Origin of the sequence: Desulfocapsa sulfexigens DSM 10523 (assembly GCF_000341395.1) — a bacterium.
In the GTDB taxonomy this organism is placed as follows: Bacteria; Desulfobacterota; Desulfobulbia; order Desulfobulbales; family Desulfocapsaceae; genus Desulfocapsa; species Desulfocapsa sulfexigens.
Genome location: NC_020304.1, coordinates 1,948,688 through 1,975,210, shown reverse-complemented (window position 1 = coordinate 1,975,210; position 26,523 = coordinate 1,948,688). Strand labels below are relative to the sequence as shown.

At 46.2% G+C, this 26,523-nt stretch carries 27 protein-coding genes; 13 read left to right on the top strand and 14 right to left on the bottom strand.

Annotation, left to right across the window (positions count from 1 at the left end; all coding sequences use genetic code 11):
• Nucleotides 1-11 precede the first annotated feature (11 nt).
• Nucleotides 12-653 carry a TIGR04282 family arsenosugar biosynthesis glycosyltransferase gene (locus tag UWK_RS08765; protein WP_015404012.1) on the top strand — a complete coding sequence of 214 codons (642 nt, stop codon included), beginning with the start codon at nucleotides 12-14 and terminating at the stop codon, nucleotides 651-653.
• Complete coding sequence (locus tag UWK_RS08760) at nucleotides 595-1,293, top strand: TIGR04283 family arsenosugar biosynthesis glycosyltransferase (protein WP_015404011.1); 699 nt, start codon at nucleotides 595-597, stop codon at nucleotides 1,291-1,293. The genes UWK_RS08765 and UWK_RS08760 overlap by 59 nt, the downstream gene beginning before the upstream one ends.
• Before the next feature lie 7 nt (nucleotides 1,294-1,300).
• Here the strand turns inward: UWK_RS08760 and UWK_RS08755 are convergent, their stop codons facing one another.
• Nucleotides 1,301-1,918 carry a CvpA family protein gene (locus UWK_RS08755; RefSeq protein WP_015404010.1) on the bottom strand — a complete coding sequence of 206 codons (618 nt, stop codon included), beginning with the start codon at nucleotides 1,916-1,918 and terminating at the stop codon, nucleotides 1,301-1,303.
• 88 nt (nucleotides 1,919-2,006) lie between these two features.
• On the opposite strand from UWK_RS08755, the gene UWK_RS18445 reads away from it, so the two are divergent.
• Nucleotides 2,007-2,792 (top strand): 4'-phosphopantetheinyl transferase superfamily protein, encoded by a 786-nt coding sequence (locus tag UWK_RS18445; protein WP_015404009.1) that lies wholly within the window; start codon nucleotides 2,007-2,009, stop codon nucleotides 2,790-2,792.
• Between the two features lie 19 nt (nucleotides 2,793-2,811).
• Nucleotides 2,812-3,666: a bifunctional DNA-formamidopyrimidine glycosylase/DNA-(apurinic or apyrimidinic site) lyase gene (mutM, locus tag UWK_RS08745; RefSeq protein ID WP_015404008.1), complete on the top strand. Its 855-nt coding sequence runs from the start codon at nucleotides 2,812-2,814 to the stop codon at nucleotides 3,664-3,666.
• On the opposite strand, the gene UWK_RS08740 is transcribed toward mutM, so the two are convergent.
• The 4 genes from UWK_RS08740 to UWK_RS08725 form a co-directional block, all read right to left on the bottom strand.
• Entirely contained in the window at nucleotides 3,633-4,853 is a 1,221-nt protein-coding gene (locus UWK_RS08740) for a molybdopterin molybdotransferase MoeA (RefSeq protein ID WP_015404007.1), read from the bottom strand. The two genes, mutM and UWK_RS08740, sit on opposite strands and share 34 nt — an antisense overlap.
• A 104-nt stretch (nucleotides 4,854-4,957) precedes the next feature.
• Nucleotides 4,958-5,626, bottom strand: a complete 669-nt coding sequence (locus tag UWK_RS08735) for a methylenetetrahydrofolate reductase C-terminal domain-containing protein (RefSeq protein WP_015404006.1) — start codon at nucleotides 5,624-5,626, stop codon at nucleotides 4,958-4,960.
• A 60-nt stretch (nucleotides 5,627-5,686) separates the two neighbouring features.
• Nucleotides 5,687-6,100 carry a hydrogenase iron-sulfur subunit gene (locus UWK_RS08730; RefSeq protein WP_015404005.1) on the bottom strand — a complete coding sequence of 138 codons (414 nt, stop codon included), beginning with the start codon at nucleotides 6,098-6,100 and terminating at the stop codon, nucleotides 5,687-5,689.
• 33 nt (nucleotides 6,101-6,133) lie between these two features.
• Nucleotides 6,134-6,697: a 4Fe-4S binding protein gene (locus UWK_RS08725; RefSeq protein ID WP_015404004.1), complete on the bottom strand. Its 564-nt coding sequence runs from the start codon at nucleotides 6,695-6,697 to the stop codon at nucleotides 6,134-6,136.
• A 262-nt stretch (nucleotides 6,698-6,959) separates the two neighbouring features.
• Here UWK_RS08725 and hpt point away from each other — a divergent pair, with 262 nt between their 5' ends.
• Together hpt and elbB are read left to right on the top strand one after the other, a co-directional pair.
• Nucleotides 6,960-7,484 carry a hypoxanthine phosphoribosyltransferase gene (gene hpt / locus UWK_RS08720; protein ID WP_015404003.1) on the top strand — a complete coding sequence of 175 codons (525 nt, stop codon included), beginning with the start codon at nucleotides 6,960-6,962 and terminating at the stop codon, nucleotides 7,482-7,484.
• 23 nt (nucleotides 7,485-7,507) lie between these two features.
• Nucleotides 7,508-8,167 (top strand): isoprenoid biosynthesis glyoxalase ElbB, encoded by a 660-nt coding sequence (gene elbB / locus UWK_RS08715; protein ID WP_015404002.1) that lies wholly within the window; start codon nucleotides 7,508-7,510, stop codon nucleotides 8,165-8,167.
• Nucleotides 8,168-8,228: 61 nt separating this feature from the next.
• Here elbB and UWK_RS08710 read toward each other — a convergent pair whose 3' ends face one another.
• From UWK_RS08710 to rpmH, 7 genes are all read right to left on the bottom strand, one after another.
• On the bottom strand, nucleotides 8,229-9,257 hold the full coding sequence (locus tag UWK_RS08710; protein ID WP_015404001.1) for a type I glyceraldehyde-3-phosphate dehydrogenase: 1,029 nt from the start codon (nucleotides 9,255-9,257) through the stop codon (nucleotides 8,229-8,231).
• Nucleotides 9,258-9,260: 3 nt separating this feature from the next.
• Nucleotides 9,261-10,646, bottom strand: coding sequence for a tRNA uridine-5-carboxymethylaminomethyl(34) synthesis GTPase MnmE (gene mnmE, locus UWK_RS08705; RefSeq protein WP_015404000.1), 1,386 nt, complete (start codon nucleotides 10,644-10,646; stop codon nucleotides 9,261-9,263).
• A 22-nt stretch (nucleotides 10,647-10,668) separates the two neighbouring features.
• Nucleotides 10,669-11,613, bottom strand: a complete 945-nt coding sequence (locus UWK_RS08700) for a Jag family protein (protein ID WP_015403999.1) — start codon at nucleotides 11,611-11,613, stop codon at nucleotides 10,669-10,671.
• A gap of 88 nt (nucleotides 11,614-11,701) precedes the next feature.
• On the bottom strand, nucleotides 11,702-13,354 hold the full coding sequence (gene yidC, locus UWK_RS08695; RefSeq protein ID WP_015403998.1) for a membrane protein insertase YidC: 1,653 nt from the start codon (nucleotides 13,352-13,354) through the stop codon (nucleotides 11,702-11,704).
• Nucleotides 13,355-13,397: 43 nt separating this feature from the next.
• On the bottom strand, nucleotides 13,398-13,709 hold the full coding sequence (gene yidD, locus UWK_RS08690; protein WP_015403997.1) for a membrane protein insertion efficiency factor YidD: 312 nt from the start codon (nucleotides 13,707-13,709) through the stop codon (nucleotides 13,398-13,400).
• 53 nt (nucleotides 13,710-13,762) lie between these two features.
• A complete protein-coding gene (rnpA, locus tag UWK_RS08685; RefSeq protein WP_041916368.1) occupies nucleotides 13,763-14,095 on the bottom strand; it encodes a ribonuclease P protein component in 333 nt (110 codons plus the stop codon).
• 6 nt (nucleotides 14,096-14,101) lie between these two features.
• On the bottom strand, nucleotides 14,102-14,239 hold the full coding sequence (gene rpmH / locus UWK_RS18995) for a 50S ribosomal protein L34 (RefSeq protein ID WP_083907252.1): 138 nt from the start codon (nucleotides 14,237-14,239) through the stop codon (nucleotides 14,102-14,104).
• Between the two features lie 282 nt (nucleotides 14,240-14,521).
• Here rpmH and UWK_RS08680 point away from each other — a divergent pair, with 282 nt between their 5' ends.
• Nucleotides 14,522-15,349 (top strand): class I SAM-dependent methyltransferase, encoded by an 828-nt coding sequence (locus UWK_RS08680; protein ID WP_052326981.1) that lies wholly within the window; start codon nucleotides 14,522-14,524, stop codon nucleotides 15,347-15,349.
• A gap of 4 nt (nucleotides 15,350-15,353) precedes the next feature.
• Entirely contained in the window at nucleotides 15,354-16,811 is a 1,458-nt protein-coding gene (locus UWK_RS08675) for a TrkH family potassium uptake protein (RefSeq protein ID WP_015403994.1), read from the top strand.
• A 3-nt stretch (nucleotides 16,812-16,814) separates the two neighbouring features.
• Here UWK_RS08675 and trkA read toward each other — a convergent pair whose 3' ends face one another.
• A complete protein-coding gene (gene trkA / locus UWK_RS08670) occupies nucleotides 16,815-18,215 on the bottom strand; it encodes a Trk system potassium transporter TrkA (RefSeq protein ID WP_015403993.1) in 1,401 nt (466 codons plus the stop codon).
• A gap of 178 nt (nucleotides 18,216-18,393) precedes the next feature.
• On the opposite strand from trkA, the gene mnmG reads away from it, so the two are divergent.
• Nucleotides 18,394-20,292, top strand: coding sequence for a tRNA uridine-5-carboxymethylaminomethyl(34) synthesis enzyme MnmG (gene mnmG, locus UWK_RS08665; RefSeq protein ID WP_015403992.1), 1,899 nt, complete (start codon nucleotides 18,394-18,396; stop codon nucleotides 20,290-20,292).
• Nucleotides 20,289-21,092, top strand: coding sequence for a prolipoprotein diacylglyceryl transferase (gene lgt / locus UWK_RS08660; RefSeq protein ID WP_015403991.1), 804 nt, complete (start codon nucleotides 20,289-20,291; stop codon nucleotides 21,090-21,092). The genes mnmG and lgt overlap by 4 nt, the downstream gene beginning before the upstream one ends.
• 184 nt (nucleotides 21,093-21,276) lie before the next feature.
• On the opposite strand, the gene UWK_RS08655 is transcribed toward lgt, so the two are convergent.
• On the bottom strand, nucleotides 21,277-21,549 hold the full coding sequence (locus UWK_RS08655) for an HU family DNA-binding protein (protein ID WP_015403990.1): 273 nt from the start codon (nucleotides 21,547-21,549) through the stop codon (nucleotides 21,277-21,279).
• 605 nt (nucleotides 21,550-22,154) lie between these two features.
• Between UWK_RS08655 and UWK_RS08650 the strand changes: the two genes are divergently transcribed.
• From UWK_RS08650 to UWK_RS08640, 3 genes are read left to right on the top strand one after another with little or no spacing between them, the layout of a single operon-like run.
• Nucleotides 22,155-23,489 (top strand): TolC family outer membrane protein, encoded by a 1,335-nt coding sequence (locus UWK_RS08650; protein WP_015403989.1) that lies wholly within the window; start codon nucleotides 22,155-22,157, stop codon nucleotides 23,487-23,489.
• A 35-nt stretch (nucleotides 23,490-23,524) separates the two neighbouring features.
• Nucleotides 23,525-24,376 (top strand): transglutaminase-like cysteine peptidase, encoded by an 852-nt coding sequence (locus tag UWK_RS08645; RefSeq protein ID WP_015403988.1) that lies wholly within the window; start codon nucleotides 23,525-23,527, stop codon nucleotides 24,374-24,376.
• A gap of 15 nt (nucleotides 24,377-24,391) precedes the next feature.
• On the top strand, nucleotides 24,392-26,350 hold the full coding sequence (locus UWK_RS08640) for a bifunctional diguanylate cyclase/phosphodiesterase (protein WP_015403987.1): 1,959 nt from the start codon (nucleotides 24,392-24,394) through the stop codon (nucleotides 26,348-26,350).
• Nucleotides 26,351-26,523 lie beyond the last annotated feature (173 nt).

Below are 26,523 nucleotides of genomic sequence, written 5' to 3'. Positions count from 1 at the left end.
TCATATTCTTTATGCCATCTTTCCAAAAACTTGTCATTCTTTTTACCCGCTACCCTCAAGCCGGGAAATGCAAAACCCGTTTGATTCCTGCTCTTGGAAAAGACAGGGCCATGATGGTTTACAAGGAGTTGGTCTCACACATCCTGAAACGATTGGATACTTTTATTGCCTCCACCTCAAACACCGATCTCACAATCTTTTTTACCGGCGGCTCAGAACAGTCGATGCAAGAATGGCTTGGCCATGACTACATCTGCGAACAGCAACAGGGAAAAGACCTGGGAGAACGGATGGCTATGGCTCTTATCTTTGGACTAAACAGGAAACAGGACACTCTCCTGATCGGATCCGATTGCCCTGGTATTGATGCAGCAATCTTAAAAGAAGGATTTCAGGCCCTGCAGAACAACGATCTCGTCATCGGCCCAGCCCATGACGGTGGCTACTACCTCATTGGAATAACAGGCACCCTCAATCCAACTCTCTGCAGCCAACTCTTTACAAATATCCCATGGGGAAGCAGCATTGTCTATTCAGAAACCATCGCCCTGACAGAAAAACTCGGACTACGAACCCATATTCTCAAAAAACTCCATGATATCGACACAGAAGAAGACCTCCACTATTTCTATCATCGTCCCCACCCTCAATGAAGCAGGAAACCTTCCGCTACTGCAGGCTGCAGCAGCGGAAGTTGCTGAATTAATAGTGGTTGATGGTGGCAGCACGGATGATACCGTCAACATTGCCCGGGGTCTAGGGTTCAGAGTAAAAAAAGAAACCGGTTCGGGAGGACGCGGCATGCAGCTTAACTCCGGAGCAAAAAGTGCATCCTCGAAAATTCTTCTCTTCCTTCACGCAGACACCCAGTTACCATCCGACTTTTCAACCCTGGTACAGAGATGTCTCGACAATCCCAAAGTAAGCCTTGGGGCATTCAGTTTAAAGGTCGACGAAGGAGGCCTCCTCCTGAATTATATTATAGCTCTTGCAAACCTCCGCTCACGACTGCTTCATATCCCCTACGGGGATCAATCATTCTTTATGCGAAAAGAAGATTTTATAAAGATAGGAGGTTTTCAGGAAGTACCGATCATGGAAGATTTCATGCTCGTTAAGGCAGCAAAAAAAAGAGGTAGAATAGAAACATTACCACAAACAGTCACAACCTCATCCCGGCGCTGGCAGCGACTTGGACCTATCCGTACCACCTTTATCAATCAGCTCATAGTTATGGGATACTACCTTGGAGTTTCTCCACGGAAGCTGGCGGAATTCTATCGTAAAAGATAAGTCGTTTTTATTTTTCCGGGAATACTGTAGGTACAAATGGACGAACACCATCTGCAGGAGGTTTTTCCTGAAGTGGTTTTTCCTGAGACGGTTTTTTTTCTGATATGGCTGGTTTGCTCTGTAAGAATGTCTTGCGAATTGTATCATCCTTAATAAGACTGCGAAAAAAATCAGTCGCTTGAGTCAGATAAGGGCATAACTGACACTTTCTCAACATATCATTTTCTGGAGCAAGAAGACCTGAAAGGACCATATTCAGAAGAACCACCAGAATAAAGGCTTTTGCCATACCAAGAACACCACCCAGTAATTTGTCAAACCACCCGGCAACGGTAAGCTCCACAACTTTTGCCAATCCTTTCCCCAAAAGCATAGTAACAACGTAGGTAAATCCAAAAAGAATCACATAGGAGGTCCAGAAAACAGCATGGGGATTCTCCGTTACCCCTCGCAAAAAAGGAAAAAGTTTGTCATGATACTGTCCTGCAATTACGTAGCCCACAAGCAGAGCAACCAGAGTGGTTACCTGACTGAGGAAACCAACCCAGAGACCACGTAATGTGAAGAGCAGCAGCAATGCTATAATAACAAAATCGAATCCTGTTAGATGAAAGGCATTAGCCATTGGTTCCCCCGTTTTGTATCTGCTAATAGTAGTACTACCCCTGTAGATTCAGTTAGCAGAAATAGTTGAAAATGCAAGGTTAATAATTATGCCCCATTCCCAAGAAAAATGCTCTATATCTTTCACACCCTTACCAGACGGGCTATTAAACCTTGCTGGCACGCTTTATCAAAAAAACAAACCAACTGTCGTCATCCTATCACTAACAGATATCCCTGACAAAACAAAACAAACTGCAGCATGCTGGCTCCATCCAGAGGAACACCTTCAGCTCGACAACTTCAAGTACGAAAAACGGCACCGTGAATGGTTAGGAGGAAGGATCTGCGCAAAGCAGGGACTTCGCATCTTCCTGCAACAACGAGGAAATCCCTCTCGTATCCCTGAATACCAGCAATGCAGGATATCAGCAGAGGAATCAGGACGCCCCTATTTCAGTCGCCTTAAAGGGGTTGAATCCCCCTTCCCCGAACTTTCCATCAGTCATTCTAAAGGATGTGCCGCTTCACTGGTCAGTCAGTCTCACTGCGGCATAGATATTCAATATCCTTCCGAAAGCCTCCAGAAAGTCAGGGAAAGATTTATCACCAACGAAGAAGAACGGCTACTGCACAATTCTCTGCCCAGTCAATCACTACTCTCCCGCCTGGTACTGACATGGGCCGGCAAGGAAGCTGTAAAAAAAACGTTTAGCTCCTCAAGAATGCTGGGGTTTCACGAAATTATTGTCACACAAATACTACAAAAGACAGCAAATGATGCCATATTCTACTTTTCCCGAACCGATATTCCACAGCAGACCCTCCCCGTTGCCGCCGGGCTCCTTGACAATGGATACAGCCTTGCACTCTGCTGTCACCCCTTATCGCCTTAAATAAAACAAAAAGATTATCATGCCTGAACTACCCGAAGTTGAAGTCATCTGCCAGGGCCTCCTGCCCCATCTTCTTGGCAGAACAATTGTGGATATTCGCTGCTCCGGAAAACAGCTTCGCTATCCTGTCCTGTGCCGGGAAATGCAATCGGAACTTTGTGGAAAACAGATTACAGGCCTACAGCGAAGAGCGAAATACCTGATCCTTTGGACGAATGAAGGAGGCACCATTATCATTCATCTGGGGATGACAGGAAACATGGGTATTTTTGATACGGGTTCAGCCACAAAAAAACACGATCACGTCTGCTGGCAACTGGACAACGGCAAGGAGCTTCGCTTTAACGATGCAAGAAGATTTGGTGCTGTACATCTGCTTCCAGGAAGAAGAGCCAAAGCGGCAGAAAAACAATTTTTTTCTGCAACGGGCCCCGAACCGTTCTCTCGCTCCTGTTCCATCAGCTATCTTGCCGAGCTCGCTGCTCGTCGGAGAATCGGCATTAAAAAATTCATAATGGACAGCCATGTGATTGCCGGGATCGGGAACATCTACGCCAATGAATCGCTCTTTAGGGCCTCTATTCATCCGGAATGCCTGGCTTCTTCTCTCTCCTTGAAGGATTGGAAACGACTTCGCGCCATAATTCGAAAAACGCTTAACCATGCGATTCAATGTGGAGGCTCCACTATCAGTGACTTTGTAAATGCCTCTGGGAAAGGTGGCTACTTTCAGATGAACTTCCTGGTATACGGAAAAGCGGGCGAGGCATGTTCGAGATGTGGTGTAACAATTCAAAAAGAAACAATTGGGGGTCGGGCAAGTTTTTTCTGCCCAGCATGTCAATCAATACAGGGTAAAGAATCAATCATATGAACAGTGACTCGCTCACCACTTTTCAACTCCCTTGCAGATTCTGAACAATAGATGTAGCAGTTAGATCCACCAATTGTGGTTGAAGGCCGCACCAGACACCTGCCCTCTGCGAAACTCAAAAAACCGCTTTTCAGACGTGGCAACCCTCTTTTTGGAAAATAGAGATTTTCGGTCAGGTAAGCCTCAACCTCCCTTGGTCGACAGTTTTTTGCTCCCTGAAGAGCAAGAATAGCTGGTCGAATCAGCTCATTAAACAGGAGATGCACCGCAGGAGGAGGCCCCGGCATACCGAAAAAAAGTGAGCGGCCGAGCATTCCAAAGAGCGTCGATTTCCCGGGTCGTAAATGAAGCGAATGATAGATCACCCTGCCACCGGCGCGCAAGAAAGCATCTTCAACAAGATCAAATTTGCCAGGCCCCATCCCACCTGTACTCACAATAATGTCAGAGCCTGATTCGTTCATTGCAATAAGAGCTTCCATGACAGCTTCCGGGTCATCTTTGACCGTACCCTGTACCTGTACTTTTGCCCCGGCATGCTCAATAAGGCCATGAAGGAGATGGCTGTTCGCAGAATATTTTTCTCCTGCAAGCTTTTCCTCTCCTCCTGAAATCAATTCGGAACCGGTGCAGAAAAAACTGATCCGTGGCTTTCGAACAAGTGGCACGGAATCATAGCCAACGCCTGCAAGTAAAATCAGCTGCTCGACTTCAATGGCTGAACCTTCAGGGACAATCACCTCTCCTTCTGCCAGTTCACACCCCTTCCTGTGAATAAAATCCCTCTGCGGCTCTAGAAAAACAGTCTTAACGCTGACAGTCTCCCCATTAACGCTGCACAATTCCCTGGGGACAACAGCAAGGGCATTTTCAGGAATCAGGCCTCCAGTCATTATTCGTATAGCCTGGTTTTCACCTAGAAGAAGCTTTCTGGTATCACCGGCTGCCACTTCATCAATGATTTCATAACAGTTTTTCCCTCCCTGTTGTTCTCTGCTGATTGCATAACCATCCCTCAATGACTGATCGTAACCAGGCAGTGATTCAAGAGCCACAAGCAGTGCGGCAGGAAAACGCTTCAGACTTTTAGAGAGGTTCACTTTTTCAGCTGACAACACCCTGCATTTCTTCAGGATCAAACTTTGAGCCGTTTCCAGATCGATGGACTGTTTCTTTTCATTCTTCATGAAACACACCTTAGCCTAAAACAAAAAAAATCGCTTCCGTACCAGAGGTACAAAAGCGATTTCACAACACCCCTGACAATCATCAAGGTATCGGCAAAACAGCACTACACGGTCAGATCGTCACGGACAACTTTACGGGGGCCACCATGTCCAGCTGTCGACCAGTCACGAATCGGCGCAATAACTTCCATCTGAGCCGATCTGTCAAAAGAAGCAAGACGATCATGAATGGACTGCCAGATACACTCCACATCTCTGTGAATTTCACATTTTCCATCAACGGAGCCGCCACATGGTCCATTCATCAGGCTCTTGGCACAACGGGCCACCGGACACAATCCGCCAGTGAGATGGAGCACACAATCGCCACAGCCAGCACACTGCTCTGTCCACTCACCCTGTTCAGCTGACCCACCGAAAAAAGTAGTATTTAAAGCAGGGTAGACCATGGTGTCCTTGCGAAGATTGGAGATAAAGTTCACGCCAACACCACAGGCCGTGGAAACAACAGCGTCATATTGCCCGTCCCACTGATCGATCTCATCAATGTATTCACGGTCACACTGCCGCACCAGACTTCCCGTGGTAATCTCAATGGATTTACCAGCCTTTTTCATACCAAGACGGATAAGAGAAGAGAGAATTTCAGCCTCTCGCTCACCGCCAGCCGAACACACTGTGACACACCCACGACAGGCCAGAACCAGTATTTTTTTACAGTCCTGAACCATCTCGACGATCTCTGCCATTGGCTTACGTTCTGCAACAATCATTTATTTACTCCACTATATCTGATTGGAAATGTATGCGTCCCAATCTCTTGCTGTAACAAATTAGTTAGAAAACGGGCTGGGTCCCAGATCACGAATCCGAGCGTCCATCTCTTTGCCCTTTGCAACAAATTCCGGATGCAAACCCCTTGGAAGGTGATACATCTGAACTCGTTCGCCCTCCACCCCAAGCTCTTCAAGAGCTGCACGTACCGCAGCTACACGCTTCGCCGCACGAATACTTCCCTTGACATTATGGCAGCCATCCTCGGGACAACCGACAACATAGACACCATCAGCACCATCTTCAAAGGCCTTTAGCAGAGTGGTTATCTGCAGTTTGCCGGTACAGGGTACCCTGACCAGATTGATACTGGACGGAAAACCCAGCTGCTCCAGTTCCTTTCCTTCTGCAGCACAGCTCTGCTGGGAAGTATAATGACAACTGAACAGGGTTATAACAGGATCAAAGCTCATCACTATCCTCTTCTTTCAAAACTTTTTTAGATTTTATTTTATTCCACAGGCGGCGATGAGCCGTTCATCCTGAGATTCATTCAAAGTAATAGCGTTAGCAGGGCATTCTTCTACACAGATCCCACAGGCACGACATTTTTCAGCATCAATGGTAGCCACACCAAGGAAATCAATCTTGGGAATCTCCCATGGGCAGGAGCGAACACAGGTGAGACAGGCCACGCAGAGGTCACGTTCAACCTTGGCCGCTTTACCTTTTTCGATCAGTGTCTCTTCGCTTACATAGCCTTCTCTTAAGGCAAGCTTACTCACAGCACCCATGATATCAGCAAAACTAACATCCTGAGGACAGACAAACACACAGGAACGGCATCCTGAACAGTACCAGAGCATGTCTGAAGTGAGCAGACGCTCCTTCATACCCATTCGAATCATATGAATAATTTTGCGCGGATCAAATTCAGGAATAGCCTGGGAGACAGGACATATTCCGCTGCATGCACCGCAGGCAAAACAACTGTTGAGATGTTCTCCGCCCGGAAGCGAGGTCACTTCCCCATTAAATGCCGGATTAAGTGTAGTAGATGACTTTCCCATGAATAAACTCGTAACTTGTAAAAGGTTCAAACGGTGACAGTAATTGCAATCACCACGTTAACTGATACATTCCATAAATGAAATTTATAATCTACTTTAAGAGGATTGATTTGTCAACAGGGTGAAGCCTGCGCATCTTTCAAATTCCGACAGAACCAATTTTGCATTCCTTTCTCTTGACTTTGGCGAAAACTTACTGAATAGTGACACATTAATTTTCATACGCTAACGTATCACCATTCTACAGACTTTACAAAACCCCATGGACTACTCAAATAAAGAAATCGTGCTCAGCAAACAGGCAATCCATGATCGAATCAGAGAACTCGGCCAGGAAATCAGCAAAGACTACCAGGATAAAGAGCTTGTTGTTATCGGTGTCCTGAAAGGTGCCTTTATCTTTATGGCAGACCTGATAAGGGAGATCGATCTTAATCTATCTGCTGATTTTATCCAGGTTTCCTCTTACGGTGGGAGTTCCTCTTCCACTGGTAAAATCACTCTGGTATCCAGCCCCGCTCAGTCCATAGAAAACAGGCATGTCCTTCTCGTTGAAGATATTATCGATACTGGTCTCACCATGCAGTGGCTGGCTAACCATTTCAGTGAGGAGGGTGCTGCTTCTGTAAAGATCTGCTCACTCATTGACAAGTCGGAGCGCAGGGAGCATGAGGTCACCATCGACTATGCCGGGTTTGCAATTTCTCAAGGATTTCTTATCGGATATGGCCTTGATTTTGATGAAAAATATAGAAATCTTCAGGCAATCTACCACCTCAACATGTAATTCAAATCATTCCAGGTAATGCCATGAGCAAAAAATCTATCGCTGTAATCCTCTCAGGCTGTGGCAATCGTGATGGATCTGAAATTCACGAAGCCACGCTCACCCTCTGGGCCATTCACAAGAATGGAGCAGATTATCAATGTTACGCTCCAAATATCACCCAACACCACGTACTCAACCACATCACTGGACAGGAGATGACCGAACAGCGAAATGTACTCATTGAGTCCGCCCGCATAGCAAGGGGAGCTGTTCGTGACCTCAGTGATTTTGATGCTGCTGCCCATGACGCCATCATCATCCCTGGTGGCCTTGGAGCTGCAAAAAACCTCTCCAGCTACGCCTTTGACGGACCGGATTGCTCGATCAACACAGATGTGAAAAAAGCAATTATCGCCATGTTCGAAGACAAAAAACCCATCGGTGCCCTCTGCATTGCTCCGGTTATTCTCGCCAAACTACTCAATCAGGTGCGCGTTACTGTTGGTCAGGACCCCGCCACCGCTCGCAATATTGAAACCATGGGAGCACATCATACAACAACCTTGCATGGAGAAATAGTCGTGGACACTGAGCACAAGGTAGTAAGCACGCCCTGCTATATGCTTGATTCGCGAGTAGATCAGATAGGTGATGGTGTCGATCGTCTCGTTCAGGAGGTCCTAAAACTGACAACCGCTTGAACAGCACACTCCGAAATGCTCACTCGACATATTTGAAGAAAAACGGAAATTAGTAACAGGGTCAGGATTCAATCAATCCAGACAGGAGGTGAGGATTCTCCAAGGCATCCACCATACGATTTGCAAAGCCCCACTCATTATCGAACCATACCAGCATCTTCAGCAGACGCCGACCACTTACCCGGGTCTGTGAGGCGTCTACAATCCCACTGCGAGCATCGTGATTAAAGTCCACCGAAGCGTGTGGCTCTCTGGTAAACCCTATAATCTCACGCAAACACCCGGAGCTTGCTTTTTCAATCAACACGTTCACCTGTTCAGCACTGATATCTTTCTTTACCTGCAAACTCAAATCCATAACCGAAACATTTAAGGTGGGTACACGCAGGTGCAGGCTTTCAATACGGCCATGAAGGTGGGGCATCAATCGGGAAATCCCCCTTGCAAGTGCTGTGTTCACCGGAATAATACTGGCAACTGCAGCCCTGGTACGCCGCAGATCACTGCTATAGGCATCAATCACAGGCTGATCGTTCATAGCGGAATGAATTGTAGTTGTAACTCCCCGCTTTATACCAAATTCTTTATCCAGCAGAGAGAAGAGTGGCAGAATGCAATTCGTTGAACAGGAACCAAGAGAGATGATGCTGTGTTCTGGCTGCAAGAGATCCTGATTAAGGCCTGCAATCAGGGTGAAATCAACCCCGGCACCCGGTTGACTCAAGAGAACTTTTTTTGCTCCCCGATTCAGATGAACTTCAAGGTCGCACTTTTTTTTATAGCGACCGGTACAATCGAGTACCAGATCAACCTCATACTCACCCCAGGGAAGCTGCCCGAGAGATTCGTGGTGCAGAATCCGAATAGCGTTACCATCGACGCTTAAAAAATCGCCTGCAACCGAGACCTCACGAAAGAATCTTCCATGGGTGCTGTCATAACGCAGCATGTAGGCCATGGTTTCAGTGTCCGCCAGTTCATTAATAGCGACAACATCCACACTAGCATGCAGGTTCCGCTCATAAATTGCACGTATGACACAGCGTCCTATACGGCCAAAGCCATTGACTGCAACTTTCAGCTTCTGCAACGCTTACTTCCCCAGGCAAAACTGTTCAAAGATGACGTCAAGAACATCTTCTGTCGTCGTAATCCCTACGATATCATTAAGTTGCTCCAGGGAATCCTGCAGATCAATGGCAAGCAGATCACTGGTCGCTTCCATGGCAAGCCCCTCTCCAAGTCTCACCACGGACTCTTTTGCATTCAAAAGAGCAGCTTTGTGCCTGATATTCGGTACGCATCCTTCTTCCTGCCACTGATCCTTTCCACCAACAACATTTGTGAAGATCGCATCTTTCAATTCTTCAATACCCTGCTGTTTCTTCGCAGAAATGTAAATGCAGGAATGAATGTCGCCCTGAAAACCTAAATCGCCTGTTTCAATTATCGTGGAGGTCAAGTCACTCTTATTGGAAACTACAAGCAAAGGCTTATGATTCACGGTCTCAAACAGTTGCCGGTCCTCTGCCTGGATGCCCCTGCTGCCATCAACCATAAAAAGGACGAGATCTGCCTGGTCTATCTGTTTCCTGGCACGCTCAATCCCTAGCTTTTCAACTTCATCAGCTTCACTCCGGATACCGGCGGTATCCACAATACGTACGGGAACCCCCTGTATATCAAGATACTCTTCGATGGTATCACGGGTGGTGCCGGGAATGGCTGTTACGAGGGCACGTTCTTCCTGCAGCAGAGTATTGAGCAGACTGGATTTTCCCACATTAGGCAGTCCCACTATGACCACAGAGATGCCGTCACGGAATATTTTCCCGGCCTCTGCCTGACGAAGCAGTTTTTCAAGAGGAATGAGAACTTCATTGCGAACTTGTTTGAGAAGAGACGCGTAGTTTACAATCTCGACATCCTCATCGGGAAAATCAATAGCAACCTCTACTACAGCACGCATCTGCACAAGGGAAGTACGAATAGCGTCAACTTCTTTGTACAAAGCCCCGCCAAGCTGATCAAGGGCCATATCCATGCCTTTTCGCGTTCTGGCTGACAGAATATCAATAACGGCTTCAGCCTGTGTCAGATCTATCCGTCCATTCAAATAAGCAAGTTTAGTGAATTCTCCAGGGGCAGCGAGGCGAACGCCAAGATTTAGCAGCAATTCCAGGATGGACTGCAGTACAAGAAAATTTCCATGACAATGAATTTCGACAACATCTTCTCGAGTATAGGTTTTTGGTGCTGCCATAAAAACGGCCAGCACCTCATCAAGATTTTTTTTATCGTCGGGATGAACAACACGGCCATAATAGAGGCGATGGCTTTCAAAAGAACATGTTTTACTGAGGGGCTGAAAAACAGCTTTCAGGTGAGCAAGGGCATCAGGCCCGCTCATACGGATAATACCTATCCCCCCAGATCCAGGTGGGGTGGAAATGGCACCAATGGTATCTCTGCTATCCATGAGATTTTTCAAGAAGAATCACTTAAGAGTCATTACTCTCTTGCGGTTTCTGCCCACTACCAGCCTTACCACGCCTACCTCTCCCGCCACGCTTTCCAGTGCCAGGAGGTTTTCCTTTACCGGGCTTATAGATAAGAATTTTCTTGAACAATCCATCCCCAACACTCCGTGAACGAATATCCTTATCTTCCTGAAGGGCAACATGAACTATACGGCGTTCAGAAGGATTCAACGGCGGGATGGCCTGGGTTTTCCCATCTTCCTTAACCAAAGCAGCGAGCTCTTTTGCCCGTTCCATCAGTTCGACTTTACGCTTCTCACGAAATTCTCCAACATCAATAGAAAGATGAATTTTTTCTTCAACATGCCGTGCTGCAAGTTTCCGAAGAAGGTACTGGAGTGAATCTATTATTTTTCCATCCTGCCCAGTCAGTGCCTCCTCATACTCATCACCAACCTGACAACGTATCGTCCCGTCTTCCAGTTCTGCCGTAACCTCGGAAGGAAATGCCATTAACTTTAAAAGTTCTTCCAGTTGCAGCCTGACAAACTCCACACTCTCGGGCTGAATTTCAACTGGAGTTTTTTCGGGTGCAGACTGCTTTTTTACCTCTTCTTTCGCAACTGCTTCTACAATCGTTTCATTTTCATTCGTTTCAGCAGCAACAGTGACCTTCTCCGGTGCTGCAGTTTTCTGGGCTTTTACCTTAGCTTTCGCCCTGGAAGGTTTTACAGGAGCTGAGACCTCGTGCTTTTCTTCCTGTACCCCAGCATCAGAAATAATCCCGAGCCCCTTCACAACTGCACGAATATGGGCCTTCTTACGAATAAGCCCAAAAATACCAAGAGAACCAGTCTCCACAACCTCAATGTCAAGTTCTTCCTGAGGCACCCGCAGGGTATCGCAGGCTTTTTCAATGGCATCGGTTACTTCTTTGCCGTAAAAATCTATTTTTGCTGCAGACATATTTTATTTCATCCTTGCAGGAATCGTCAGTCTTAAAAAGACCCGGTGCTACAGACTACGGGTCTCAGTAAAGCTGACATAAAAAAAGTTAAGCCTTTTTCTGGCGATTAATCATCTGCTGCTGGAAAATGGCAAGCAGGTTATTGACGAACCAGTAAAGCACCAGACCAGAAGCGAAATTAATAAACATAAAAGTAAACAGGACAGGCAGAAACATCATAATTTTGGCCTGAGTAGGATCAGCCGTGGTTGGTGTCATCTTCTGCTGCAAAAACATGGATCCACCCATCAACAGGGTGAGAACCGGAATTCCTCCCACATAGGGAATATCGATGCCGATAAACAGTCGATCCGGAGCGGAAAGATCTGTAATCCAGAGCATAAAAGGTGCATGGCGTAACTCGATACACATAAGGAGGACCTTATACAGGGCAAAGAAAACAGGAATCTGTAAAACCATGGGTAAACAACCACCGAGTGGATTTACCTTATAGGTTTTATACAGGTTCATTACCTCCTGATTCATCTTTGTAGGATCACCCTTATATTTTTCTTTGAGCTTTGCCATTTTCGGCTGCAGTTTCTGCATATTTTTCATAGACTTCAGGCCCTTTTGAGTGATGGGCCAGAAAATTGCCTTGAAAATGATGGTCACCAGAATAATGGCAATACCGTAATTCTTAACAATTCCATAAAAGAAATTAAGGAGGTAGAGCGTGGGTTGAGCAATCACATCAAACCAGCCAAAGTTGACGGCTTTATTTAAATTTGAGCCAATTGATTTTAAAACATCAAGTTTTTTAGGACCAAAGAAAAGTTTATAACTGTACACCTTCTCTTCTCCCGGTTGGAGCGTATCAAGATCGCTGTTCATCTGCATTTTGACACCATCCTCACCAAATGATGCCATAGTCAGTGAAGTTGCACTCTTGTCCTGTGGCAGAATGGCACAGATAAAGTAGGTCCCCTCATATCCTGCCCAATCCATTTGACCGGAGACAGTACCAGGACCGGATTCGTAGAGGTCAGAATCCACTTCTGTCAGAGATTCGTTCATGAAATAGGCAGGACCGATAAAGAGAAACTGACTTCCTGGCCCTGTTTCCCTAAATGGCGTGTTAGACTGATGAAGGGCAGCATTTCCCTGGAGAACACCGGAAGAGACATTTTTGACCCTGACTTTCAGCTCCATGAGGTAGCTGTCTTTCGAAAAGACATACTCCCGTACTAACTCGAGTCCGTTTCCTCGCCCCTTCATCACCAGCTTACCGGTATTTCCCTGAAAGGTTACACCACTGCCGCCGGCATCATAAAAGGTGCCAGTCGTGGCCACACTGCCCCAGGAAAACTCAAGGGGGAAGCCTTCAGTGCCATCTACCTTCACCATTTCCATTCCCAGTGAAGCCTCGGCTAAGGTTTCTCTATAATCCTTGAGAATAAAGCTTGTAACGGATCCACCATCTTCACTCAGTGATGCGGTATAAAGATCAGTATCCACAACTATTGTTTGAGCATCCCTCTCTGGACGTACCATGCTCTGCACGTCCGCTGACATGGTAGCAGGTGTCGCAGTAATTGCCGCTTTCTGGGGTACCGAGGATTCAGTTGCTACCGATTCTTTCTGGACTGCACTCTCTTCAAGGGAAACTTCGGAAGGGCCAAACCCCACAAAGAAGTACTGGTAGCCGATGAGTATTACAAAGGAAAGAATGATCGCTAAAAATGTTCTATAAATATCCATACTTTTACCACATTAGAAAAAAGAAAAAAAGGACGCCATAGCATCAACGCCTAAGTAATGCATCTTGTGTGTCTGCTGTTTTCTGCCCCATCACACTGTTCCTGGTGGCTTTCCCATCGCCTTTGGCAGGCGGAACAGGATCATAGCCCCCCCGACAAAACGGATGACAACGCAATATTCGACCAAGTGAGAGCAGAAGGCCCCGCAATGTACCATGTGATTCTATGGCCTCAATTGCATAGCAGGAGCAGGTAGGGGTAAAACGACAACTGGGAGGAAGAAGCGGAGAAATGATATACCGGTAGCCCCGAATCAGACCAAGGGGGATCTTTTGGATCAATGAACGAATCTTCATTGAAGAAACAAAAAAGAAAATATACAGGTAGTTATCCAGGAATTGCACATGCTTCACGTTCCAAGTTCTGTTACGGTGGAACTAATCTCGGCTGGAGATGTCAGGGAAAAATCAGGGCGAACAGCGAAAACAATATCAGCACAAACGGGGTAAAGCGATCTTTCTAAACGAAACGATTCACGAACAATCCGCTTTATCCTGTTACGTTTAACCGCCCCTTTCAGCTTTCGATGAATACTGATTCCAATTCTATTATATCCCAACTCATTGGGACAAAAGATCAAGCTGAACCCTTTATGATGTCGCCGTATACCTCGCTGATACACCCTATCAAACTCCCGGCCCTTACGAAGTAGAGCAGTTTTCGGGAGTTTACACCTCGGCAACGTTAACTAAGCGGAGAGACGCTTACGACCTTTGGCGCGACGGGAATTCAGGATTGCACGACCAGCGCGAGTGGACATCCGCGAACGAAATCCATGGCTACGTTTACGTTTAATATTGCTGGGTTGAAAGGTACGTTTACTCATCACTTACTCCTTGTCCGCAAAGACTGCGGATTATTCACATTTAAAACCGGGTATTTATTCAAGAAACAGAGATTCGTTGTCATTCCCGGATACTTTGCCCTGCACAACCTTGTCACTGAACCTCAACTATTCGCAGGGACTCAAAATCAACAAAGAGGTAACATTAACCATATTGCCCGAAAACTGTCAAACTTTTTCCGCGATACCTTGCACAAGCATTTTGCCTGTGCTAATCTCCCGGAGGGTTTTTTTAGTTTAACGTTGAAGGTGAAGAAACAATTCATGCATCCTGAAATAACATACGATGACCTTGACTGGCATACGCTTTGGCAAAATGCCAGGGCCCAGAAGTCCTGGACAGCCAAGGGTCCGGCAGACTGGGACAAAAAAGCTATTTCCTTTGCAAAAAGAAACAGTGATTCCCCTTTTGTGAATCGTGTTCTTCAGCATATCCCCGTCACCAAAAGCACCACAATCCTCGATGCCGGATCTGGTCCAGGAACCCTGTCTCTGCCATTAGCTTCCAGGGTAGATTCGATTACAGCTATTGACTACTCCGAAGGAATGCTTGCAACCCTAAACGATCTGGCACGGGAACAGGGCAGCACCAACATCAGGACGGTGCTTGGTTCATGGGAGGATGACTGGGAAAAGCTGAACATTGAAAGACACGATATCTGCATTGCCTCACGCTCTCTGAGCGTTGCCAACCTCCAGAGCGCTCTTGCCAAACTCAACGACTATGCCAGTGACTCTGTTTTTGTTGTTGACCGTATCAATCCCACCCCCTTTGATAATGGCGCCTTCACAGCCCTTGGCCGACCCTTTCGATCCGGTCCCGACTATATTTATACGATAAACACCCTTTACTCCATGGGCATCCACCCCAATGTTGACGTCATTAGCCTGGAAAAAACAGTCACGTTCTCTTCCGTGGACACGGCCCTAGAATCGTACCGCTGGATGTTCAAAGATCTCACAAGAGAAGACGAGCGTAAACTAGCAAAATATATTCAGGACAACAGCAGGTTGGCGGACAGTGGTGAGATAACAATAAACAGGCAATTCCCGTCGCGCTGGGCGTTGATCTGGTGGAAAACGGGTAACTAATACCATGAATTTTGCATCAATAGCCCATGTCATCGGAATATTGCTTATCGTTACCGGCTGCTCCATGTCGCTCCCCATTGCCTGTTCCATCCTCTATCAGGAAAACGATCTCCTCCCGTTACTCTATTCTTTTGCTATTACTACCGGGGCTGGAATTCCACTTTTTATAGCCTTCCGAAAAAACAATGATCTGCAGATAAAAGATGGATTCTTTATTGCTGTGGTCGGCTGGGTCGTTGTGTCGGCGTTCTCTGCCATCCCGTATATGATTCACGGCTCTATCCCATCCTTCACCGACGCCTTTTTCGAGATGATTTCTGGCTACACAACAACAGGCGCCACCATCCTGAATGATATTGAAGCCGTTCCCCATGGTTTATTATTCTGGCGAAGCCAGACCCACCTCCTCGGCGGCATGGGCTTCCTGACTCTGGCAATCATTTTTCTTCCCCATGGCATGGGAGGACTACGCCTCTTTCGTGCCGAATCGAGTCCCGGCCAGGTCATCACTAAAGATAAATTTAAACCTCGGAACCGCGACACCATGGTTATGCTGTGGTGGATTTATATTGGGCTGAATTGTATCCAGATCATACTGCTCGCCCTTGGCGGGATGCCCCTTTTTGATTCACTCTGCACTGCATTTGGAACCGTTTCGACCTCTGGATATTCAACAAGAAATGCCAGCATAGGTGCCTACAACAATGCCTATTTTGATTGGATTATTATTCTTTTTATGTTTCTCGGCGGTTTGAGTTTTGTTTTGATCTATCAAGTGTTGCGAGGGGATACTAATGCCCTCAAAATAAACACGGAACTTCGCTGGTACCTTGGTTTTCTGTTTTTTTTCTGTGGAGCCATTACTCTTATTTTATGGACAAAGGGAACCTATCACAACATTTCCGATGCTCTCCGATACGGAACTTTTCAGATTGTTTCACTTCTTACCACAACGGGTTTTGGAACTGCAGACTATGAGCTTTGGCCACACTCTGCCCAGATGCTCCTTTTCGTAGTCTGCTTTGTTGGCGCCTGCGCCGGATCAACCACAAGCGGCATTAAGGTTGTCCACTATGTTATCATCTGCAAGTACATGTACGCATCGATCCGGAAAATCTTCTTTCAACCGATGGCTGTTGTTTCATTGCGACTTAATGGCCGGACGATTGATGACGACATTATCAGTCTGGCCCTCTGCTACTTTATTATCAACATTTTCATGGTTCTGGTTGGCGGATTTGTCATGACGCTCACCGACAATATGAACTACAGTTCGGCTATAAGTTCGGTTATTGCGGCACTTATGAATATCGGCCCTGGATTTGGAGCCGTAGGCCCCAGCCATAATTTTGCCTTCATTTCAGACATTGGCAAGTGGTTTCTTTCCTGGAATATGCTGGTGGGACGGCTGGAGATGTTTTCCGCGCTTGTTCTCTTTTTCCCCTCGTTCTGGGAAAAATAGATATCAGTTCAAAAAGAGCTCGCGAACGTTCTTCAGGTACAGGGAATCACAGATCACAATTGCCCGATCTCCGGCATTCACCTGGGTTTCACCCACCGCCGTTTCCCATTTGCCATCCCGGAAGACAGAACCAACGATAATATGCTCGGCCAATTTGCCATCAAGGTTTGCCAGAGTTTTTTTGGTAATCGTAGATTTCGGAGCAGCTATCAAATCAACCACTTCCGCATCAAAACCATGCATATGAGACACCGACAGCATTTCACTTCTGCGAATAAAAGTAAAAATCTCATTTCCGGCAAGAATTTTTTTATTAATGGCAATATCAGAACCACTGGTTGAAGCCAGAACCACATATTCCTCCTTATTTACCAGAGAAATCGTTTTTATTTTATGCTGGGTCGTCCCTTGATTCTCAACAATATGCTTTACCAACATACAGGTCATGATATTGGTTTCGTTCTCTCCTGTTGCCGAGATAAATGTGTCCATGTCGGCCAGGCCTCCAGCGCTCAAAACATCCTTATCGGAACCATCACCAAGCAGTATTTCAGTATCCGGTAACAGGGACGCCAGTTCGGTGGCCCGTTCTTTATCCTTTTCAAGGAGCTTTACCCGAACGGTCTTCCCAAGAAGCTGTGCAATTCTGCTTCCAACCAGCCCTCCACCGACAATCATCACCCGTAAACGATGCTGTTTTTTTATACCTGTCAACTCCATTAAACGAGGCAATTCTTCAGTACCCGCCATGATCAGTATCTGGTCATGAGGCAGAACTTCAGTTTTACCCGTGGGAATAATAGTGCTTATTCCCCTGGCAATCGCCACAACCCGGAAGGCAATATCATTATATGCTCGCGCAATTTCAATAAGTGTCTTATGGGCAAACTGCGAATCATCGTCAACTTGCACCGCCATGGCCTGCATTTTTCCAAGGGCTACATCGATAATCTCATCCCCTGCCGTACGTTTAATCAAACGAACAATTTCCTGGGCTGCCAGCTCTTCAGGGTGAATAAAAAGATCTACCTTCAAATCATCTGCTTGTAACAAAGAGTCCTTTTGACCATATTCCAGTGAACGTACCCTTGAAATCTTCTGTTCGATACCGAAACCATGCGCTATCATGGCGGAGAGCATGTTTACCGCATCGTTATCGGTAACGGCAATCATAAAATCCATACTCTCTGCATTGGCTTCTTTCCAGCATTCGATAGACATTGCAGAACCTGTAATGAGACGTGCATCAAGACTCTCATCAGCCCGACTGATAAGTTGACTACTGGCCTCAATAATTGTTACGGCATAGCCTTCATGGACCAGACGCTTGGCGAGATACAAACCAATCCCGCCAAGGCCCAAAATCAGAATACTTTCTGAAGGTGTATTTTTTTTTCCAAACATAATTATATCCCTAAAGAGGGGGAGAATAGAGATTGCATAATTGTACAGGTTGCGCAGGTACGGTTAGCCTGTTATTCTAGTGAATACTAGTAAAATTTACGACCATTATTCATATCCGCCACATGACGAATAAAGGTAACATACCAATACAACAACTCTTAAACAATAGTCAACACTCATGGAATCATATGATATAGCAGTCATTGGAGCCGGTCATGCCGGTTGTGAGGCAGCTCTTGCTGCCGCCAGAATGGGCTGCAAAACGCTGGTGCTCGTCATAAATATAGACACCATAGGGGCCATGTCCTGCAATCCTGCCATTGGCGGTCTGGCAAAGGGCCATCTGGTCCGGGAAATAGATGCCCTTGGCGGTGAAATGGCAAAAAACATTGACGCTACCTCAATCCAGTTCCGCAGACTTAACACCAGCAAAGGTCCTGCCGTTCGTTCCTCTCGCGCCCAAGCCGACCGCCTTCTCTATCGGCTACGCATGAAATCGGTGATGGAATCTCAGGAAAATCTTGAGATCAAACAGGCAGAGGTCGATTCTCTCATTACCAAAGATGGCCGAATCTGTGGCTTACGAACAACTCTTGATGAAGAAATTGCGCTCAAGGCAGTTATCGTTGCCACCGGAACCTTTCTCAACGGCCTCACTCATATTGGTCTAAAAAATTTTCCGGCAGGACGCATGGGCGATCCACCCTCTACTAATCTTTCAAAATGGTTCCATGAGGCTGGGTTCAACATGGGACGGATGAAAACGGGAACTGTACCGCGGATTGATGCCAGAACCATCGACTATTCGGAACTCGAAGAACAGCATTCCGATCAACCACCAGCCTTTTTTTCCTTTTCAAGCAAGGGGAAATATACACTTCCACAACGCCCCTGCCACATCACCTATACCAACCTGGAAACACATGCGGCAATCAGAGCGGGTATTGACCAATCCCCTATGTATGCTGGAATCATAGAAGGGATCGGTGCTAGATATTGTCCCTCCATTGAAGACAAGGTGATGCGTTTTCCAGAAAAAGACAGACATCAGGTTTTTCTGGAACCTGAAGGACTGGATACCACAGAGGTCTACCCAAACGGCCTGCCAACAAGCCTGCCACTTTCCACCCAGCTCGCCATGCTCCACTCCATTAAAGGATTGGAAAAAGCAACTATCGTACGACCGGGATACGCCATTGAATATGACTATATTGACCCACTGGAGCTGAAACCAAACCTGGAGACAAAACGAGTATCCAGCCTCTTTCTGGCCGGACAGATCAACGGTACCTCAGGATATGAAGAAGCGGCAGCTCAGGGCCTGATGGCTGCTATCAATGCAGTTCATCTGATACGTGGCCGGGAGCCCCTTATTCTCAGCCGTGCCCAGGCTTATATTGGTGTTCTCATTGATGACCTTGTTACCTGTGGCACAAAAGAGCCCTACCGGCTCTTCACTTCACGGGCAGAGTACCGCCTCCTGCTTCGAGAAGACAACGCTGACAGCAGGCTCTGCGAAATTGGCCATAGCATCGGACTGTTACAGGAAGAAGAGTTTCAACAGTTTTTGAGTAAACAGGCAGCCCTTGATAAGGGCGTGGCTCTGCTTGAATCAACCCAGGTCAAACCAGACGAGCCCACCAATGCACTTCTCACTGCAGAGGGAACCGTCCCCCTGAAACAGAAATGTAAACTGTCTGAACTTTTGCGCAGACCAGAATTAACGCTTGCCAAGATCAGCAGGCTCCCCACGATTCCACCCGAAGCCCAGGACGCAGTTAAACGCCTGATAGAGTCATCTGTGCACGATGAAATCCAACTCAAGGTCAAATTTCAGGGCTACCTGAAACGTCAGGAAGAGCAGGTTGTCCGTTTTAAAAAGATGGAGGAATCAGCACTTCCGGAAGACATTGATTACAAAACACTCTCCGGCCTTTCCAATGAAGTAGTTGAGAAACTAGGAAAAGTGCGCCCCCTTTCACTGGGACAGGCATCACGAATTTCCGGAGTTACCCCCGCCGCAATCTCCGTCCTTCAGGTTCACCTGAAAAAGCTCCAGGGGCGGGAAAACAGATGATGACTTTTCCGGACATTGATCCTGTTATCTTTGGAATAGGCCCGTTACAGGTTCGCTGGTACGGCCTTATGTATGTCCTTGGCTTTACAGCCACTTACTTCCTTGTCCTGAAACAGATCCGGGACTTTTCCTACAAGGCACTCGAACCCTATTTCGAAAACCTCAACCTTATTCTTATCCTTTCCGTGGTTGTCGGCGGACGCCTGGGATATGTGCTCTTTTACAACTTTTCCTACTACATACAACACCCGCTCGAAATCCCTGCAACATGGACCGGGGGAATGTCCTTCCATGGTGCCTGTATTGGATGCCTTGCCGGTGGTTACCTGTACACTAAAAAGAACAAACTTGATTTCTGGACCTGTGCCGATCTCTATGTGGTAACAATGCCAATTGGTTTTGCTCTTGGCCGTTTTGGAAACTTTATCAATGGTGAATTATTCGGCCGAACGACAACGGTTCCATGGGCCATGGTGTTTCCAGGTGGTGGTCCGCTGCCACGGCACCCTTCCCAACTCTACCAAATGATGCTTGAGGGGTTTCTTCTTTTTGCAATCCTGTGGTTTTTCAAAGACCGTCCATGGAAAAAAAACAGGAACTGGCCACACGGAAGTATGCTCAGTTTCTTTCTTGTAGGCTATGGTTGCTTACGGATTTTCGTAGAGCTGTTCCGCGAACCAGACCAGCACATTGGATTTATGTTTGGGGTGATAACACGTGGACAACTTCTTAGTGGATTGATGGTGCTTGGCGGAATTATTCTATGGAAAATACGAATAAATCAGTACACACAGAAATAGGGTTGGGACTTACTACGTTCTAGCCGACCTACCTCTGACCCAAAGAACTTTTTATCCCTTTAACAATCAACGCTGAGAGGATTTAGCAAATAAACGTAAACTCCGTACTCCACCAGCATCCGATCAGGTCATCTTGTTCAGTGACCTGATCGGACGCTGATGGGGTACCGATAAAGCTTTTGAGCTACTGAACTCTGCCATACAGAGTTTTTCCTGGTTTAAACTTAACAGCGTTGTGCGCTGGAATGACAATATCCTTACCAGTCTGAGGGTTACGTCCTTTCTTCTGCACACGTTCAACAACACTAAATGTCCCAAAACCCAACAGACTGACCTTTTCACCATCCTTCATTGTTTCCACCAATTTCTCCAGAACGCCATTTAAAACCATTTCCGCCTTCACCTTAGTGGTTCCTGCTGTCTCTGCAACCGACGCCACAAGCTCTGCCTTATTCATATCCTCTCCCCTTTTTCATTTCTTCCGGTCCGGCACATTCAATTTCCCACAGGCCACTAAATGACAGGATCCTTCACTGAATGGCAACTCAGTTTTCGTTTCTTTAGAGACCACAGCCGAAACAAAAAAACAATTGAGGGAAATACGCATTCTTTTCTAGGTATATTTACCTAGTCGAGACACATATAGTTGAGAAAACGACAACATAGGGAGTAAAACGCTATCGGGATAGAATAAATATTTTTTTTTGATAAGGCAGTTTTCTTATTTCCTTGGTAAGACGCTCTGCCAATCCAACAGAACAGACAACAACCGATCTTCTGAGCCATCATGAAGCTTGTTAGAGTGCCAAGCAGGCCGAGCTTACGAAAAATTTTCCAGGGGGGAGGGCATACGCCTACTGTTTGATATCCCCTGACTTTATGGCCGAAGAGTAATTAGCTGATATTACGTTTATCTGAGTATGCTTGATAGTCACCAATTCTTTTCAGTTTGCCCCTTTTGCTTTGACCTTTTTGTATAAATGTGAAAGACTAGAGGAGCGGGGAGTTTTCACAGAACAGTACTTACACATTTATTCTTAATTGATAGGGAGGAATAATACGATGAAGGTCACTAAATTATTGAGTTCGACGCTCATTGGTGGAGTTTTATTATTTGATGGAAGCTCTCTCCCTGCAGAAACACTGCAGGATGCCATAGACACAATGCTTCAAACAAACCCTGAAATCAGATCCATGGCCCATAATCGGCTTGGTCGTGATCAAGAAGTAAAACAGGCAAGATCAGGATATTTACCAGAACTTAATTTTATTGCAGGAGTCGGTGTCGCAGACTACCAGGAACCTGAGAGTGACACTGGTAATCCCGAACAGTATACTCTCAGTTTGAGACAAAATATTTTTACTGGTTTAGCGACCATAAATGAAGTAGAGCGTCAAGAGGCACGTGTGCGATCTCAAGCTTATAGCCTTCAGGGTGCCTCTGAAAATATGGCATTGAGAACGACAGAAGTATATTTAAATGTCCTTCGACAACAAGAACTCGAGCGCCTGTCCCAGGAAAATCTTGACACCCATGTACGCATTGCTGATCAGATTAATCTGCGAAGCGAATCCGGTGTTGCCAGTAAGTCAGACAGTGATCAGGTTTCTGGTCGCCTTGCTCTGGCTCAGGCAAATGTCGTTGCAACAAAAACAAACGTGCTTGATGCCCAAACCAATTTCTTTGCTGTCGTTGGCCATCTTCCGACTGATCTGCAAGAACCAGTATCCCCGGAGAGTCTGATACCTGCCACCCTTGAGGATGCGGAATCCGAAGCGATAAAAATGCATCCAACATTGAAATCTGCGGGAGCCGATCTTGAAGCCAGAGAAAAGCAATATGAAGTAGCAAAGGCGCCTTATTGGCCCATTATTGACCTGGAAGTCGATCAGACCTGGGAAAATGATTATACTTCTGCTACCGAAGGGAAGATGGATTCCCTTACGGCAATGATCAAACTTCGCTATAACTTTTTCCGTGGATTTAAGGATGAGGCACGTCGGGCTGAGACCGTCGAACTTGTAAGTGAAGCACGAGAAATAAGGAATAATACTCACAGGCAGGTAGTTCAGTCCATGAAGCTTTCATGGATGGCCTACCAAGCCGCCAAGGATCAGATTAACTATCTGGAGCAACGAGTCGATTTTGCCACCGGTACTGCTGATGCATATACCAAACAATTTAATCTTGGCAAACGGACTTTACTTGATGTTCTTGATAGTGAGGCCGAGGTCATTGACGCCAAACGAGCTCTGGTTGAAGCCAGATATGATGGATTGTACGCCCAATACCGTATTTTGAATGGTTTGGGACAACTGGTTAAGTCTTTTGATAAGGAGTGGCCAGAAGAGAGTCAGGTATCTATTGGCCCTCTTGTTGTATCAGAAAAGCAATAAGATAAAAAAGATTTTTTGGATTGAAGCGGGATACAATGGATGGCCAGTTTGAGGACCGTATTTATTGTATCCCGTTATACTTCAGGGATTTACTCATGATTGATGGCAACGGTTTGTTGCAGAGCCGATCCAGCAATCGATATGGCGCAATTGTATTAAATTCCGTTAACGCACCATTAACAATTATTCAACTAGTCCTTTCCCGCAGTAGCTCCGTCCTCAAATTTGCCAACAACACTCTACTACCCTTCGCATTTGTGTTCTTACTCTTTTTTTTTGCAGGCCAGATTGCCTCAGCCAACGAAATTTTCACACTTGATTCATCTTTACTCGATACTGCTGAGGATAAATATGGTGTTGATGCAAGAAAAAGACTTCTGGCCTGGCAGCAGTTTGTCCGTGAAGATACGAGTCGTACCGATATTGAAAAGCTGGAAAAAGTAAACAGATTCTTTAATCAACTCAATTTTGTCAGTGATGCAATACATTGGTCAAAAAAAGATTATTGGGCCACTCCGGTAGAGTTTCTTGCAAGTGATGGCGGCGACTGCGAAGATTTTGCCCTTTCAAAATATTTTACTCTGAAGATGTTGGGGGTTCCTGAGAAAAAACTTACCCTGACGTATGTTAAGGCCTGGAAATTAAATCAAAGTCATATGGTGCTTACCTATTATAAAACACCCACTGCTGTGCCTTTGGTTCTCGATAATCTTATCAATGCCATTAAGCCAGCAACACAAAGATCAGACCTGCTTCCTGTATACAGTTTCAATGGTGCTGGACTGTGGCTGGCAAAAGAGCGAGGCAGAGGTGACCTGGTGGGAAAAAGTGACAGACTCAAATTATGGAATGACCTGCTTGAGAGAATGCCTGCCAGTATACAATAACGTGAGGTTCGGTGTATGACACTTTACAGACAACTGCTCATATTTACATTAGTACTCTTTTTTGTTCTTTTCACCTGTACATGGATCATCAAACTCCAGGGTACACGTTCTTTTCTTGAAGACCAGCTCGAATCCCATGCCCAGGATACAGCAACCTCTCTAGGATTATCGATCACCCCCTATATTGCTGAGAACGATATGGCTACAATCGAAACCATGATCAATGTTGTTTTTGATCGTGGGTATTATCGTACAATTCGGCTCACTGACCTGGATGATACAGTCCATATAGATAGAACCCTTAAGGTCATTATCAACGATGTTCCGGCCTGGTTTATAAGAGCTGTCCCCTTAAAAACTCCAGGTGCCAGTACACTGCTAACTGCAGGATGGACACAGAGAGGCAGTCTCTATGTGGAAAGTCACCCGGGGTATGCCTATAAAACACTCTGGGAAGCCATCTGTAATATGACAAAAATTTTTGGCGTTACAGGTGTTATTGTGATAGTGCTGGGCGCCCTTGGCTTGCGAGCCCTGCTCAAGCCTTTACGGCGGGTTGAACAGCAGGCAGAGGCCCTCTGCAAAAAACAGTACACATTCCAAGAGAAGCTCCCGAGAACCCGTGAACTGCGACGGGTTGTTGTTGCGATGAATAGCATGACCGCTAAAGTGAAAAAGATGTTCGATGAACAGGCGCGGGTGGCGAACAGATTGAGGAAAAATGCCTATAGTGATGCTTTGACCGGATTAGGCAACAGGCGCTACCTGCAGGGACAGGTGGCGGCTAGAATGGATAAGAGTGATACCGCTTCTATTAAGGGAGCATTTTTACTTGTCCAGGTTCATAATCTCCTGGAGCTCAACCAGGAAAAAGGGTATTTACGCGGAAACCAACTCCTCCAGAAGGTTGCGAACTGTATTCGTGAAGCGACACGAGGGCTGAAAAATTCCGCACTCGCACATATTTCAGGAGGCAGTTTTGCAGTTTTTTTACCGGATGTTACAGAGGAAGATGCACGTCATGTAGCCGCAGCAATAACCAGAGGCTTTGCCAGCTTGGCCATTGAAGACGTTGGGTCCTCTGAAAACGTTGGACATGTAGGAGGTGTCATTTATGAACAAGTGACATCCCTTAAGGAACTGCTCTCCGAGGCCGATCAAATTTTGAGAGCAGCACAAAACCAGGGACCAAACACCTGGATCGTTGAATTACTTTCCGCTGAACCTGCCATTACCCCACGTGGAGAGCACGAATGGAAGCTTCTTCTGAACCAGATCCTGGACAATAAAGATATTACTCTGTTTAGCCAATCCGTGGTCATGAGCAGCAACTTGAAACAGCTTATGCATAGGGAAATTTTAGCGCGGATACCCTTGCCGACAGGTCAAATGCTTAATGCCGGCATCTTCATCCCCCTGGCAGAACGACTACGGTGTATATCCTCTATCGACAAAATCGTCATTGAAAAAGCGATGCTTGTTGATAGTGGAAAGTTGCACTCCAATGAACTTGCTGTCAATATTTCTCCATCTTCCCTTAAAGATGTATCGTTTACCGCCTGGCTTTTATCCAGCCTCAAACAAATGCCTCCGGGAGCACCGAGGATCATCTTTGAATTTGCTGAGTTTAATGCGACTCAAGAACTGAATATTCTCCAGGATTTTGCAAAAGAGGTAAAAGCATTAGGGCACTTTGTCGGCCTTGATCATTTTGGGCAGAGTTTTGCCAATTTTGGGTATTTAAAATCCCTACAGCCCAGATATGTCAAAATAGATCGAGCCTTCATTGATGAACTCAAAGAAGACAGTAACAATCATTTCTTCATTGGTGCATTGACCGGTGTGGCTCATAGCCTTGATATCCTGGTTATTGCCGAGGGGGTAGAAGAAGAAGCGCAGTATCAGGCATTGTGTGATCTCAATATCGACGGTATTCAGGGATATTACCTTGATAACCCCACCGAGCTGAACTGAATAGCCAGGTTTCCTTTGTGATTCTCAAAGAGGTCCAGGTGGCGTATGCAGAAATCCTCCACACTACCGAGTTCCAAGCAGCCCAGCTTCATGGGTAACCTTATTGAACTGATTTCCTTGATCAATTTTGGAGCTTAACTGTGCTTACTGTTGGCATCCTGCTACCAAGCTTT

Bases quoted from the DNA above. Each gene is read 5' to 3' on its own strand.
- UWK_RS08765 (WP_015404012.1), top strand. From the start codon at position 12: ATGCCATCTTTCCAAAAACTTGTCATTCTTTTTACCCGCTACCCTCAA.
- UWK_RS08760 (WP_015404011.1), top strand. From the start codon at position 595: ATGATATCGACACAGAAGAAGACCTCCACTATTTCTATCATCGTCCCC.
- UWK_RS08755 (WP_015404010.1), bottom strand. From the start codon at position 1,918: ATGGCTAATGCCTTTCATCTAACAGGATTCGATTTTGTTATTATAGCA.
- UWK_RS18445 (WP_015404009.1), top strand. From the start codon at position 2,007: ATGCCCCATTCCCAAGAAAAATGCTCTATATCTTTCACACCCTTACCA.
- mutM (WP_015404008.1), top strand. From the start codon at position 2,812: ATGCCTGAACTACCCGAAGTTGAAGTCATCTGCCAGGGCCTCCTGCCC.
- UWK_RS08740 (WP_015404007.1), bottom strand. From the start codon at position 4,853: ATGAAGAATGAAAAGAAACAGTCCATCGATCTGGAAACGGCTCAAAGT.
- UWK_RS08735 (WP_015404006.1), bottom strand. From the start codon at position 5,626: ATGATTGTTGCAGAACGTAAGCCAATGGCAGAGATCGTCGAGATGGTT.
- UWK_RS08730 (WP_015404005.1), bottom strand. From the start codon at position 6,100: ATGAGCTTTGATCCTGTTATAACCCTGTTCAGTTGTCATTATACTTCC.
- UWK_RS08725 (WP_015404004.1), bottom strand. From the start codon at position 6,697: ATGGGAAAGTCATCTACTACACTTAATCCGGCATTTAATGGGGAAGTG.
- hpt (WP_015404003.1), top strand. From the start codon at position 6,960: ATGGACTACTCAAATAAAGAAATCGTGCTCAGCAAACAGGCAATCCAT.
- elbB (WP_015404002.1), top strand. From the start codon at position 7,508: ATGAGCAAAAAATCTATCGCTGTAATCCTCTCAGGCTGTGGCAATCGT.
- mnmE (WP_015404000.1), bottom strand. From the start codon at position 10,646: ATGGATAGCAGAGATACCATTGGTGCCATTTCCACCCCACCTGGATCT.
- UWK_RS08700 (WP_015403999.1), bottom strand. From the start codon at position 11,613: ATGTCTGCAGCAAAAATAGATTTTTACGGCAAAGAAGTAACCGATGCC.
- yidC (WP_015403998.1), bottom strand. From the start codon at position 13,354: ATGGATATTTATAGAACATTTTTAGCGATCATTCTTTCCTTTGTAATA.
- yidD (WP_015403997.1), bottom strand. From the start codon at position 13,709: ATGAAGATTCGTTCATTGATCCAAAAGATCCCCCTTGGTCTGATTCGG.
- rpmH (WP_083907252.1), bottom strand. From the start codon at position 14,239: ATGAGTAAACGTACCTTTCAACCCAGCAATATTAAACGTAAACGTAGC.
- UWK_RS08680 (WP_052326981.1), top strand. From the start codon at position 14,522: ATGCATCCTGAAATAACATACGATGACCTTGACTGGCATACGCTTTGG.
- UWK_RS08675 (WP_015403994.1), top strand. From the start codon at position 15,354: ATGAATTTTGCATCAATAGCCCATGTCATCGGAATATTGCTTATCGTT.
- trkA (WP_015403993.1), bottom strand. From the start codon at position 18,215: ATGTTTGGAAAAAAAAATACACCTTCAGAAAGTATTCTGATTTTGGGC.
- mnmG (WP_015403992.1), top strand. From the start codon at position 18,394: ATGGAATCATATGATATAGCAGTCATTGGAGCCGGTCATGCCGGTTGT.
- lgt (WP_015403991.1), top strand. From the start codon at position 20,289: ATGATGACTTTTCCGGACATTGATCCTGTTATCTTTGGAATAGGCCCG.
- UWK_RS08655 (WP_015403990.1), bottom strand. From the start codon at position 21,549: ATGAATAAGGCAGAGCTTGTGGCGTCGGTTGCAGAGACAGCAGGAACC.
- UWK_RS08650 (WP_015403989.1), top strand. From the start codon at position 22,155: ATGAAGGTCACTAAATTATTGAGTTCGACGCTCATTGGTGGAGTTTTA.
- UWK_RS08645 (WP_015403988.1), top strand. From the start codon at position 23,525: ATGGATGGCCAGTTTGAGGACCGTATTTATTGTATCCCGTTATACTTC.
- UWK_RS08640 (WP_015403987.1), top strand. From the start codon at position 24,392: ATGACACTTTACAGACAACTGCTCATATTTACATTAGTACTCTTTTTT.